This window comes from Allokutzneria multivorans (assembly GCF_039537405.1).
Classification (GTDB): Bacteria; Actinomycetota; Actinomycetes; order Mycobacteriales; family Pseudonocardiaceae; genus Allokutzneria; species Allokutzneria multivorans.
The window spans coordinates 17,685-30,124 of sequence record NZ_BAABAL010000026.1; the positions used below are offsets into that span (position 1 = coordinate 17,685).

Below are 12,440 nucleotides of genomic sequence, written 5' to 3' on the forward strand. Positions count from 1 at the left end.
ATCATGCTTCTGGGTGACCGTCTTTCCCGTCTGCTGCTCGTGCTGCCGGTGGCGCTGCTCGGCCTCGCTCCCGCAGCCTCGGCGGCACCGGCTCCGGAGATCAGCGCCGACTCCCCCGTTGCCGCAGGTGAGCGGATCATCGTGCGCGGCAAGGGTTTCCAGTCCACGGAGCGGATCACGCTCGGCACGTGGGCGGTCCCGGGTTCCTCGGACGCCGAGCGGGCGCGGACGATCACGACCAGTACGAAGGGCACCTTCGCGGCCGAACTGGAGGTGCGGACGGACTTCGCCGTGGCGCCGCGCTACGAGATCCGCGCGGTGGGTGCCGACGGCACGGCTGCCCTGGCCGTGCCTGTCACCGCGCCGACCTCAACTCCCCCTGTCACCACGACGCCCGTTCCAGCCGCACCTGCGGCTCCGGCCGGGCGCGCGGCGGTGCTGGCGGCTGCTGGCACGCCGAAGCTGACAGCGTCGAAGACCACCGGGCTCGCGCAGAACGGCGAGAAGATCACCGTGCGCGGCGAGGGCTACGACGTGAACAAGGGCATCTACGTGGCGATCTGCGTGGACAACGGGCCCGGCAAGGCCCCGTCGCCGTGCCTCGGCGGCGCGGACATGTCCGGTGGGCAGGGCGGATCGGTGTGGATCTCGTCCAATCCGCCGCCGTACGGCAAAGACCTGGCGAAGCCGTATGGGCCCGGCGGTTCGTTCAGCGTCGAGCTGATCACGAAGGCCAAGGACACCAACGCGGACTGCCTCACGCAGCGGTGCGCGGTGGTCAGCCGCAACGACCACACCCGCAGCGGCGACCGCTCGCAGGACGTCATCGTGCCCATCACCTTCACCACCGGAGCTTCGTCTCCTGCTCCCGTTCCTGTTCCGACCACGGCTGTCATCACGGGCGCTCCGGCGCCGAGCCCGACTCCGAAGCCCGAGCACCTCGCGTCCACCGGGACCGAGGGCGTGGTGCCGTTGTCGCTCGCCGCTGCCGTGCTGCTGCTCGCCGGAGCGGGGCTGCTCGTGGCTTCGCGGCGGAGGGCTGGGCAGTGAGGCGGTTGCGCTGCGTGTTCCGGTCGGTGCCGCCGGGGTTGGGGTGTCTTCAAGACCAGCAAACCCACCTGTTGATCATCGTCAACCGCCGCAAACCCAGCGTCCTTGCGGGGTGTGCTGTCGTTGAAGACTGGCGAACCTGACGACCTACAGGACAGGGGCTAGGCGGTGAGGCGGTTGAGGACGGCGGAGATGACGGCCCGATAGGCGTCTCCGCCGAAACCGTTGCGGCGCAAGGCGACGTGCGCCGCTGTGCCGCCGGGGCCGCCGTGCACGGCTCCTCCCGGATGCGCGGAGGCGCTCGCCAGGTAGAGGCGGTCGACCGGGGTGTCGGGGCGGGCGAGGCCCGGGGTCGGCCGGAAGATCAGCTGCTGGTGGATCGCGGCGGTGCCCCCGTTGACCGCGCCGTCGACGAGGCTGATGTTGTGCCGCCCCAACTCGTTCGGGCCCGCGATGTGCCGGGCGAGCACCTTCGAGGTGAAGCCGGGCGCGTGCTTCTCGATGGTCTGCTCGACGCGCTCGGCGGCGCGGCGCAGGCGCGTCTCGTCCCACTTCTGACCGCGCGGCACGTGCGTGTAGGCCCAGACCGACTCCGTGCCGCGCGGCGAACGGCTCGGGTCGGTCGTGGTCATCTGGCCCAGCAACAGGAACGGCACCTTCGGCGTCTGCCCGCACGCGAGCTGCGAGCTGAACCGCGCCAGGCCGTTGAGGTCGCCGCCGAGGTGCACGGTGCCCGCGCCCGCCACCTCCTTCGCGGTCCACGGCACCGGCCCGGACAGCGCCCAGTCGACCTTGACCGTCGAGTCGTCCCAGTGGAAGCGGCTGAGGTCGTCGACCATGCGCGAGGGCAGGTGCTCGGCGCCGACCAGCTCCAGGTAGAGGCTCGGCGCGGGGACGTCGGCGAGGACCGCCCGGCGAGCGCGGACCAGCTCCCCGCTCGCGTCGCGGACCCCGACGGCCGTGCCCTTCGCGATGAGCACGCGGTCCACTCGGCGACCGCAGTCCACCCGTCCGCCAAGGGATTCCAGGCGCCGCACCAGTGCTGAGGTGATCTCTCCGGCTCCACCGACCGGGGCGGGGAAGCCGACGTCCTGGCCGAGCATCGCCAGCAGCCACCCGAAGATCGCGCCGCCCGCCGCGTCCGGGCCGAGGTCGGTGTGCAGGGCGTTGCCCGCGTACAGCAGCTGAGCGCCCTCGCCCGAGAACTGCTCCTCCGCGAGCGTGCGCACCGGCATCACAGCACGCCTCGCGAACCGCAGCGCGTCGCCGGCGCCCATGCGGCGGAACAGGCGCGCGGCGGCTCGGACCGGCGGGAAAGGCCGGAACAGCGCTTCGACCAGGTCGTCACGGATGTGTTGCCACGCAAGGAATTCTTCGCGCCAAGCGTCGCCGTCGCGCTCAGCGAACTGCGCGACCGACTCCGCAGTGCGCTCGATGTCGCGGGACAGCACGGCGACGCGGTCGTCGGGCAGAACGTGCGCGAGGACGTCGGGGGCGTGCCGCCACGCCAGCCCGTGGCGCTCCAGGTCGAGGCCGAGCATGAACGGGGAGACCGCGCTCATCGGGTAGAACGCGCTGCAGAAGTCGGTGGTGAAGCCCGGCGCGGTGACCTCGCCGCTGCGCACCGACCCGCCCGGCTCGTCCGCGGCTTCGAGCACCACGACGCTCCACCCGGCGTCGGCCAGCAGATTGGCCGCGACCAGCCCGTTCGGGCCCGCGCCGATCACCACGGCGTCGGCGGTGTCACCTGGGTGCGTCACGCTTCTCCTTGGGACTGGTGGGTCGGCCTGCCCCACCGTAGATCGCGGATGCGCCGCGCGGGGCCTTGATCAGGTTTCAGAGGTGGGCTCTGCTCTCCGGAACCGGTCGCCATTCCGCCGATCACCTCGGCGAGCGCGTCGGCGCTGTCGTGCTCCGGACGCCAGTCCAGCTCGGCGCGCGCCCGCTCGCAGCGCACGAGGCACGCCTGGTCAGCCAACGCGAGCCAGCCGGGGTGCAGCGGTTGCAGGCCCAGCCGCCACGCCGTCCAGGCGAGGCCGCTCAACGGCGACAGAGGCACGGGAACCCGGACTCCACCGAGCACCCGGCCGATGTCGTTTGCCGTGAGCAACGGATCGGCGGCGAGGTTGAACGCGCCGGTCGCACGGCGCTCCAAGATCCGCACGAGGGCCGAGGCGACGTCGTCGGCGTGCACGAGCTGAAGCCGCAACCCCGGCCACAACGGCAGCGGCAACCACCGTTTTTTCAGCAGCGACAAGGGAAACAGCGAACTCAGCAGCCAACGTCGCATCTCCGCCCCGGAGGCGCGCTGCACCACCGAGGCCGGGCGCACGCACGCGTTGCGCAAGCCCGAATCGGCGACCAGAGCTTCGGCTGCGGCCTTCTGCCTGCTGTACGCGCTGCCCTCGATACCGCCGAGCGGCCAGTCCTCGTCCACCAAGGCCCAGCGGCCGGCGGGCTCGTAGGCGGCGACCGAGGAGCCGAACACCACGTGCGGGACTTCGGCGTCGCGCGCGGCGACGAGGACGTTCTGCGTGCCGACGATGTTGGTGCGCCGCATCTCGGGGTCATCGGTGCGCGGGTGGATCGCCCAGGCCAGGTGCACCACCGCGTCGGCCCCGCTGAATGCCTCGCGCAGCGCCGCCTCGTCCGTGCCCACGTCGCAGGTCGTCCAGTCGGCGCGCGCGTACGGTTCGACCTGGTCAGGGCGCCTGCGCGCGAGGGCGGCGACCGTCCACCCCGGTGGGAGACGCCTGAGCAGGGCCGTGCCGACGTTCCCGCTGGCCCCGGTCACCGCGATTCGCATGGTCCTGGAGTTTCCCGCCGACCGGCCCGCTAATCAGCGCAGCTGGAGGACGGGGCCCTTCGTGGCCGGAGCGGCCTCCACTCCGTCCAGCACGACCAGGCCCACGTCGGGGCCGGCCGCGACCTCACCCCGGTGGAAGAGGAACTCCGGGTCGTTGGCCCACTCGTCCCGCGTCGCCGCGACCTCGCGAGGTCCTGCGGTGCGGGCAGTGCTCGGCCGCTTCCCCGGCGTCCGCGCGGGCAGTTCGGGATGCTCGCCCGTCTCGACCGCCAAGGGCTCTCCCGGCAGCAACCACAGCGTGCGGCCCTCGGTGCACAACCCGGCGAGCAGGCCGATCTGCCCCGCGCGGTCACTGTGCAGCTCGACGCTGCGACCCCGGCGGACGTCCTCGACCGCCTCGCGTTCGGCTTCGGTGAGCTGGTGGACGCCCAAGAGCTCGGTCGCGTCCTCCACCGACATGTGACCGCGCACCGGCCATCTCGGGAACACGGGCTTCGGCCAGGTGTAAGGCAGGTCGTCCGGCACGTCGGGAAAGAAGCGGCGGTAGTGCTCGGGGTCCTTGCGCACCAACGCCGACCGGTGCGACAGGTGCACCGCCTCGTCCCCGAGCCACGGCGGCACGGCTCCCGCGTCGATCAGCTCACCCTGGTCAGGCACCACGCCGCCGGTGAATTCCAGCAACGAGTGCGCCGTCGAGTCCGAGTGCCCGCGCGCGGTCCACTCGCGGCACACCTGGACGCCGTAGGCGACGAGCGCCCGCGTGAAGCCCCGCCACATCGTGACCGCCGGGTGGTGCTTCCATCCGTACTCGGGCCACACCAGCGCGCGCAGGACCTGCACGTTCTCGACCCGTTGCTTGCCGAGGCGGCGATCGTCGAGCACCTGAGCGCTCGCGGCGAAGTCGGCATACGGCAGGAACGTCTGCATCCCCAGTCTCTACCCAGAACCCGGCAGATCACGCATAGGGTCTTCGCGTGCACGACGTCATCGAAGAGCTGCTTCCGCCGCGCGGCGCGCACGACCTCGCTGGTCTGCGTGAGGTCGACGCTGAGCTGCTGGCCGGCTACGTCGCCGATCCGGCGAACGACTGGTGGCGGCGTCGGCTCTGCGCCGAGGCGTTGGCCGGGCGGGTGCCGCAGCGGTGGACCGAGGCGTTGATCGCCCGCGTGCGGGACCTCGGCGAGACGGCAGAAGTTCGCCGCGCACTCCTGGACGTGCTGGCAGACCGCGCGGAGCTGCTGCCGTGGCTTCAGAGCGAAGAGCGGCAGCGCGACACGTCCTACGGCATGGCCGAGGCCTTCCTCAAGGCACGCGGTCGCCTCGGTGATCGGACCGCGCTGCACGAGCTGGTGCTGCTCGCGGCCGATCCGTGGACGCATCGGCAGTTGGCCGGGTTGGAAGGGCTTGAGGGGCTCATCGAGCGTCACGGAGCCGAGGCGCTCCTGGCCGAGGTCGGCAGCGAACTACCGCAGGAACGGCTTTTCCGCGTGCGGATGCGCTACCGCGCGGACGAGGACGTGACGGACGCGCTCGCCGATCCTGACCGCACTGTCGCGCACTTCGCTCACGAGCTGGAGTTCGCTCCGCAGCGGCTGCGCGAGTACATCGCCGAAGCCCCCACGACCGAGGCGAAGGTGTGGGCCGCCTGCGCACTGCACGAGCAGACCGGTGACCTGGCGGAGACCCGGTCGATCTACGACGCGCTCGGCCGCCCACGGGTGGAGGTCGACGGCCTGGACGAGGAAATCCGCGCGGTGATCGTGCACAACCACGTGCCCACGTGCCAACGCCAGAGCGACCCGAGGTGGCGGCTGGAGTACCTGTGCATGGAACACCCGGCCGTCGTAGATCATGTCCAGCGAGCCGTTGCCGCGCTCACCGAGGCGGGCCTGGCGCCGAAGGAGCCGATCCGGGCGGGCGAGCACCACGGCAGCGGCGACGACACCTACCACGTGATCTTCCTCGGCGACTCCGAGCGCGAGGTCTGGATCAGCACGCTCGGGCGCTTCGCCATGGGCGACGACGAGGCCCGCTCTTCCTTGGAGGCAGCGGGATTCCGGTGGATCGATTTCTACGGCGCGGTCAAGGTCACGGGCCTCTACGTCTACTACTTCGGCGCCCGCACACCGCTCACCGTCGACAGCCTGCTGTTCTTCTGGCAGGACTAGCTGTCCCGCGAGGCGCCTGTGCACCTCGCGGGACACGTGCTAGCCGCGAATGCCGGGCGCTTCGGCCGCGATCGTGGTGCTGTCACCGTGACCGGTGTGCACGATCGTCTCCGGCGGGAGCTCCAGCAACCGCTTGGTGATCGAATCCACGATCGTGCCGTGGTCGGAGTACGACCGCCCCGTGGCACCGGGTCCGCCCTGGAACAGAGTGTCGCCGGTGAACACCACTCCCAGCTCAGGCACGTGGAAGCAGCACGCCCCGGGCGCGTGGCCCGGCGTGTGCAGCACGTGCACCTCGGTGCCCGCGACCTCGATCACCTGCCCGTCGGCCAACTCACCGCCGGGGCGCACGTCGGGATGCGTCAGCTCCCACAGCACGAGATCGGCCGGGTGCAACAGGATCGGCGCACCGGTGGCCTCGGCCAGCTCCGGCGCGTAGCGCACGTGGTCGTCGTGCGCGTGCGTCGCGATGATCGCCTTGACCGTGCGGCCGCCGATCACCTCCAGGATCGCGGCGACGTCGTGCGGGGCGTCGAAGACGACGCACTCGGAGTCATCGCCGAGTACCCAGACGTTGTTGTCCACGTCGAAGGTCTCGCCGTCCAACGAGAACGTGCCGGAGGTGATCGCGTGATCGATTCGAACCATCAGATTGTTCCCTCCGCTGGGAAGATCACGTCGGTCATCAGAAGATCACCACCGAGCGGAGGACGTCGCCGTGGTGCATCTTCCCGAAGGCGGCCTCCACGTCGTCGAGCGCGATCTCCTCGGACACGAAGGCGTCCAGGTCCAGGCGCCCCTGCCGGTAGAGGTCGACCAGCATCGGGAAGTCCCGCGTCGGCAGGCAGTCGCCGTACCAACTGGACTTCAGCGCACCGCCCCGGCTGAAGAAGTCGATCAGCGGCATGTCGATGCGCATGTCCGGCGTCGGCACCCCGACCAGGACCGCCGTCCCGGCGAGGTCGCGGGCGTAGAAGGCCTGCTTCCAGGTCTCCGGGCGGCCGACCGCGTCGATCACCACGTCCGCGCCGTTGCCGTCGGTCAGCTCCTGGATCGCGGTCACCACGTCCTCCACCGAGCGCGCGTCGATGGTGTGCGTGGCGCCGAAACCACGCGCCCACTCCAGTTTCCTGGGGTCGGTGTCCACCGCGATGATCTTCGCGGCACCCGCGAGCCTGGCCCCGGCCACCGCGCCGTCGCCGACCCCGCCGCAGCCGATCACCGCGACCGAGTCGCCCCTGCCGACGCCGCCGGTGTTGATCGCCGCGCCGATGCCCGCCATGACACCGCAGCCGAGCAGGCCGACCGCGGCCGCCCGAGCGTCGGGGTCGACCTTGGTGCACTGTCCACTGTGGACGAGCGTCTTCTCGGCGAACGCGCCGATGCCCAGCGCCGGGCTGAGCTTCGTGCCGTCGAGCAGCGTCATCGGCTGCGCGGCGTTGTGCGTGCTGAAGCAGTACCACGGGCGCCCGCGCTTGCAGGCCCGGCAGTCCCCGCACACGGCGCGCCAGTTCAGCACCACGAAGTCACCGGGTTCGAGGCCGCTGACCCCCTCGCCGACGGACTCCACGACGCCCGCGGCCTCGTGCCCGAGCAGGAACGGGAACTCGTCGTTGATCCCGCCCTCGCGGTAGTGCAGGTCGGTGTGGCAGACCCCGCACGCCTGGACCTTCACCACGGCCTCGCCGGGGCCCGGATCGGGGACGACGATCGTCTCCACCGTGACCGGCTCACCACGCCCCTTGGCGATGACGCCCCTGACCTGTTGTGCCACGACCGGCCTCCAGATTCGTCTCGACGCATGTGGATCTCCGACGACCGTAGCCCCGGGGTCACCGCCCGTCGAGTTCGGCGACCTCCGCGTCGGTGAACAGCCGCGAACGGATCAGGAAGCGCACGCCCTCCGGAGCTTCGAGGGAGAACCCGCTGCCCCGGCCCGGCACCACGTCGACGGTGAGGTGCGTGTGCCGCCAGTACTCGAACTGCGCGGCCGACATCCAGAACGGCACCGCCTCGGGCACGCCGTCGATCTCCAGGTCGGCGAGGTGCACGTCCGAGCCACCGGTGCGGAACTCCCCCGCGAGGTAGCACATGGGGGCGCTGCCGTCGCAGCACCCGCCGGACTGGTGGAACATCAGCGCGCCGTGGGACTCCCGGAGGCCGCGGAGCAGCTCCGCCGCCGCCGGGGTCACCGCGACTCGTGCGGCGGGCATCAGAAGAAGCCCTGCGCGGACTCCGAATAGCTGACCAGCAGGTTCTTCGTCTGCTGGTAGTGCTCCAGCATCGCGCGGTGGTTCTCGCGCCCGATCCCCGACTGCTTGTAGCCGCCGAAGGCCGCGTGCGCGGGATAGGCGTGGTAGCAGTTGGTCCACACGCGCCCGGCCTGGATCGCGCGCCCCGCCCTGTAAGCGGTGTTGGTGTCGCGGGACCACACGCCCGCGCCGAGGCCGTAGAGCGTGTCGTTGGCGGTCTTGATCGCGTCGTCGAAGTCGTCGAAGCGCGTCACCGAGACCACCGGGCCGAAGATCTCCTCCTGGAAGATCCGCATCTTGTTGTCGCCCTCGAAGATCGTCGGCTGCACGTAGTACCCGCCCGACAGCGCCCCGCCGAGCTCGGCCCGCTCGCCGCCGGTGGCGACCTTCGCGCCCTCCTGCCTGCCGATGTCGATGTAGGACAGGATCTTCTCCAGCTGGTCGTTGCTGGCCTGCGCGCCGACCATGGTGTCGGTGTCCAACGGGTTGCCCTGCTTGATCTTCTTCGTGCGCTCCACCGCGTCGCCCAGGAACCGGTCGTAGATGGAGCTCTGGATCAGCGCGCGCGACGGGCACGTGCAGACCTCGCCCTGGTTCAGCGCGAACATCGCGAACCCTTCGAGGGCCTTGTCGTAGAAGGCGTCCTGGGCGGCGGCGACGTCGGCGAAGAACAGGTTCGGGCTCTTGCCGCCCAGCTCCAGGGTCACCGGGATGATGTTCTCGCTGGCGTACTGCATGATCAGCCGCCCGGTGGTGGTCTCGCCGGTGAAGGCGATCTTCGCGATGCGGCTGCTGGAGGCGAGCGGTTTGCCCGCCTCCACACCGAAACCGTTGACCACGTTGAGCACTCCGGCCGGGAGCAGGTCCGCGATCAGCTCCAGCAGCACGTGGATCGAGGCCGGGGTCTGCTCGGCGGGCTTGAGCACCACCGCGTTGCCCGCCGCGAGCGCGGGGGCGAGCTTCCACGTGGCCATCAGCAACGGGAAGTTCCACGGGATGATCTGGCCGACCACACCCAGCGGCTCCTGGAAGTGGTAGGCGACGGTGTCGGCGTCGATCTGCGAGATCCCGCCCTCCTGCGCGCGCAGGACCCCGGCGAAGTAGCGCCAGTGGTCCACGGCCAGCGGCAGGTCGGCCGCCAGGGTCTCGCGGACGGGCTTGCCGTTCTCCCAGCTCTCCGCGACGGCGAGCTGCTCCAGGTTCTGCTCGATCCGGTCGGCGATCTTGAGCAGCACGCCGGAACGCTCGGCCAGCGAGGCCCTCCCCCAGCTCGCGGCGGCCCCGTGCGCGGCGTCCAGCGCGCGGTCCACGTCCTCGGCGGTGCCCCTGGCGATCTCGGTGAACACCTCGCCGGTCACCGGGCTGGGGTTCTCGAAGTACCGGCCCTTCGCGGGCGGCACGTACTCGCCGCCGATGAAGTGGTCGTACCGCGAGCGGTAGGACACGATGCTGCCTTCGGAGCCTGGAGCGGCGTAGGTCGCCATCTGCTGCCTCCCACGTCTTCGGGGGTGAGTGGCTCGCAGGTTACGAAGGGCAACGTTGCACCCACGTTGCACTTGCGCCGGGTGTCGTCGGCGGTCAATCATCGAGGAGATGGCCACCCCGCCCGCGGATCCGTTGGAGAGCGCCCGGGTTCTGGTCCGCGTGCACGAGGCGGTGCTCGGTGGGAGCCGCGCGCCACAGGCTCCCCGCACGGTGATCGCGGAGTCGTGGCGGCGTTCCCTCGACGCCCACGTGGACCCCGACCGCACCGAGGCGCCGACGGTCTACGCCCAGCGCGAGGTCTCCGAACTGCGCGCCGCGCACCCGCTCGCCTCGACGCTGCCCGCACTGCGCGCGACGCTGCGCGGGCTCGCCGAGGAGTCCGGTCAGATCATGATCGTCACCGACGCGACGGGCCACATCCTGTGGTGCGAAGGGGACAACGCCGTCCGGCACGCCGCCGAACGCGCCGCGCTCGCCGAGGGCACGCGGTGGTCGGAGGACGTCATCGGCACCAACGCGATGGGCACCGCGCTCGCGCTCGGCCGTTCGGTGCGCATCCACTCCGGTGAGCACCTCGTGCGCAGCTACCACTCGTGGACCTGCGCGGCGAGCCCCGTGCGCGACCCCGACACCGGCGCCGTGCTCGGCGTGGTCGACGTCAGCGGCCCTGTGCACACCGCGCACCCCGCCGTCGCCGCGCTCGTCGAGGCCGCCGCGAAGCTCGCCGAAGCGCAACTGCACGCTTCGCTGACCGCGCGCGAAGAGCTTCTGCGCGAACGGAACATGCCGCACCTGCTGGGTTTGCGCGGCGAGCCCGGAGCGCTGCTCACTCCGACCGGCCGCGTCCTCGTGTCCGGCATCAGCGGCTTACCGACCCGCGTCGACGTGTCCGGCCCGGAGATCCGCTTCACCGACGGGCGCACCGGGCTGCTGGAGCCGCTGCACGAGGGCTTCCTGCTGCGCGTGCCGACGTCCTCTTCGGCGCCGCTGTTGTCGTTGTCGCTGCTGGAAGATCCCGTCGTGACGCTCAACGGCCGCCAGCACCCGTTGAGCTTGCGCCACGCCGAGATCCTTGCCGCACTGGCACTTCGCCCCGACGGCCTCAGCGGCGAGGCGCTCGCCCTTGCCACCCACGGCGAGGACGGCAACGCCGTGACCGTCCGCGCCGAGGTGCACCGGCTGCGCACTCAGCTCGGGATCGTCCTGGGGCGCAAGCCCTACCGCCTCCTCGCCGCCGTCGACGCCGACTTCCTCCGCGTGCGCGCCGCCGTGCGCTCCGGCGATGCCGCGCTCGCCGTGCGGTCCTATCGCGGTCCGCTGCTCCCCCGCTCCGAGGCTCCACTCGTGCGGGCCGAGCGCGAGGAACTGCACGCCGCCGTCCGCTCCGCCGCACTACACTCCGGATGCCCCGATGTGGTGTGGGACTTCGCCCAGCAGCCCCACGGCTCCGACGACATCGAGGTGCACGAGGTGCTCGCGCGCACCCTGTCCCCCGCCGACCCCCGCCGCGCCTGCGCGCTCACCCGACTCCGCGCACTGTCGCTGCCGTGAAACCGGTCAGACGCTCTCGACGAAGAGGTCGGACGCGCAGAAGGCCTCCGGGTCGAAGTCGTGGTTCCAGCCCCGGTGCAGCAGGGTCGCGCGCAGCAGGTCGGGGGCACAGCGGAGGTCCTCGACGTCGAAGCCGGTGATCGGCACGACCACCACGGGATCGGCGACCAGGGCCGAAATGCTCGCCGCCACGTCGGGCACGGCGAGGAAGAGCGGGAAGTACAGCGAGCACATCGAGCGGTACGCCTCGCCGTCACTGAGCATGATCCACTCCTCGTCCCCCGGCTCCCACCGGTTGAGCAGATCCCACCGTTGGGCGACGGCCGTGGACGCGGCGTAGGCGCTCGCCTCGCCCCAGCCGTAGAGGGCGCGTTCCCACGGGCGAGCGTCGCGCCACTGGGACAGCGCGGGATCGAGGTCGATCATTTCGGGCTCCCTGGGCAGGCGTGGATGGTTTTCGTCTCGCGGCGGTAGACGTTCACGATGGTCGTGGGTCGCCCCGTCTTTGCGTGGACCCCGACCACGGAGTCGAACTCGACGACAGCCTTCGTCTCCGCCCAGAGCCCGGCCTCATCCGCCCGCTGCGCCGCGTCGAGGGCGATCCGGTTGGCGTCGAGCCCCGGCAGGAAGACGCTCTTCCCCTCCTCATCGGTGCCGTCGAGGTGCGCAGCCTGCGCCGCGTTGTTGGCGCGGTAGTGGCCGTCAGCGGTTTGCTTGTGCTTGTCCACCCACAGCGTCCGCGCGGTGAACGGCTCCTTCACCTGGGGCCCGACGCGGCGGCCGAAGACGGGGCTCGGCGGCCTGTCCCGCTCGGCGATCCACTTCTCCTTGAGCGCGGTCGCGCGCCACTGCGGGCTGCGCAGCTCCTCGACCTCGGCGAGATCGCCCTCAAGGCCGCACCGCACCTCCGCGCAGACCTCCAGCACGGAGGACATCCGGTCGTCGACCGCCGCCACGAACGCGGAGTGCGCGCGCGAGCCCGCCTCGGCCAGCAGCGCGGCGACGGACTCGACCGCATCGCGGGCCCGGTCGGCCGCGGAGTCCGGCAGCGCACCGCGCGCGGCGGTCAGCGCGGCGGCCACCTCGGCGTAGGAACTCATGCTCACCCCCTGGATCGCCGTGCACAAT

General features: G+C 71.2%; 11 protein-coding genes and 1 pseudogene. 3 read left to right on the top strand and 9 right to left on the bottom strand.

Going from position 1 to position 12,440, the window contains the following annotated elements; all coding sequences use genetic code 11:
* Positions 1–3: 3 nt before the first annotated feature.
* Entirely contained in the window at positions 4–1,050 is a 1,047-nt protein-coding gene (locus ABD798_RS34320) for an LPXTG cell wall anchor domain-containing protein (RefSeq protein ID WP_344884750.1), read from the top strand.
* A 161-nt stretch (positions 1,051–1,211) separates the two neighbouring features.
* On the opposite strand, the gene ABD798_RS34325 is transcribed toward ABD798_RS34320, so the two are convergent.
* From ABD798_RS34325 to ABD798_RS34335, 3 genes and pseudogenes are all read right to left on the bottom strand, one after another.
* A complete protein-coding gene (locus tag ABD798_RS34325; protein ID WP_344884753.1) occupies positions 1,212–2,810 on the bottom strand; it encodes a phytoene desaturase family protein in 1,599 nt (532 codons plus the stop codon).
* Complete coding sequence (locus ABD798_RS34330) at positions 2,807–3,856, bottom strand: NAD-dependent epimerase/dehydratase family protein (protein ID WP_344884756.1); 1,050 nt, start codon at positions 3,854–3,856, stop codon at positions 2,807–2,809. Before ABD798_RS34330 ends, ABD798_RS34325 begins: the two co-directional genes overlap by 4 nt.
* Positions 3,857–4,351: 495 nt before the next feature.
* Positions 4,352–4,783: pseudogene (locus tag ABD798_RS34335) on the bottom strand (MSMEG_6728 family protein); the annotation flags it as partial.
* A 47-nt stretch (positions 4,784–4,830) separates the two neighbouring features.
* Between ABD798_RS34335 and ABD798_RS34340 the strand changes: the two are divergent.
* Positions 4,831–6,024 (top strand): hypothetical protein, encoded by a 1,194-nt coding sequence (locus ABD798_RS34340; protein ID WP_344884759.1) that lies wholly within the window; start codon positions 4,831–4,833, stop codon positions 6,022–6,024.
* A gap of 39 nt (positions 6,025–6,063) precedes the next feature.
* Here the strand turns inward: ABD798_RS34340 and ABD798_RS34345 are convergent, their stop codons facing one another.
* The 4 genes from ABD798_RS34345 to adh are packed head-to-tail and all read right to left on the bottom strand — an operon-like array spanning position 6,064 to position 9,760.
* Positions 6,064–6,672 (bottom strand): MBL fold metallo-hydrolase, encoded by a 609-nt coding sequence (locus ABD798_RS34345; protein ID WP_425549319.1) that lies wholly within the window; start codon positions 6,670–6,672, stop codon positions 6,064–6,066.
* Between the two features lie 37 nt (positions 6,673–6,709).
* Complete coding sequence (locus ABD798_RS34350) at positions 6,710–7,798, bottom strand: S-(hydroxymethyl)mycothiol dehydrogenase (protein WP_344884762.1); 1,089 nt, start codon at positions 7,796–7,798, stop codon at positions 6,710–6,712.
* 58 nt (positions 7,799–7,856) lie between these two features.
* A complete protein-coding gene (locus ABD798_RS34355) occupies positions 7,857–8,237 on the bottom strand; it encodes a DUF779 domain-containing protein (protein WP_344884765.1) in 381 nt (126 codons plus the stop codon).
* Positions 8,237–9,760, bottom strand: a complete 1,524-nt coding sequence (gene adh, locus ABD798_RS34360) for an aldehyde dehydrogenase (protein WP_344884768.1) — start codon at positions 9,758–9,760, stop codon at positions 8,237–8,239. The genes ABD798_RS34355 and adh overlap by 1 nt, the downstream gene beginning before the upstream one ends.
* Positions 9,761–9,869: 109 nt before the next feature.
* Here adh and ABD798_RS34365 point away from each other — a divergent pair, with 109 nt between their 5' ends.
* Positions 9,870–11,312: a GAF domain-containing protein gene (locus ABD798_RS34365; protein WP_344884771.1), complete on the top strand. Its 1,443-nt coding sequence runs from the start codon at positions 9,870–9,872 to the stop codon at positions 11,310–11,312.
* 6 nt (positions 11,313–11,318) lie between these two features.
* Here the strand turns inward: ABD798_RS34365 and ABD798_RS34370 are convergent, their stop codons facing one another.
* Both ABD798_RS34370 and ABD798_RS34375 read right to left on the bottom strand, forming a co-directional pair.
* Positions 11,319–11,738: a hypothetical protein gene (locus ABD798_RS34370; protein WP_344884774.1), complete on the bottom strand. Its 420-nt coding sequence runs from the start codon at positions 11,736–11,738 to the stop codon at positions 11,319–11,321.
* Positions 11,735–12,412: a hypothetical protein gene (locus ABD798_RS34375; protein ID WP_344884777.1), complete on the bottom strand. Its 678-nt coding sequence runs from the start codon at positions 12,410–12,412 to the stop codon at positions 11,735–11,737. The genes ABD798_RS34370 and ABD798_RS34375 overlap by 4 nt, the downstream gene beginning before the upstream one ends.
* Positions 12,413–12,440 lie beyond the last annotated feature (28 nt).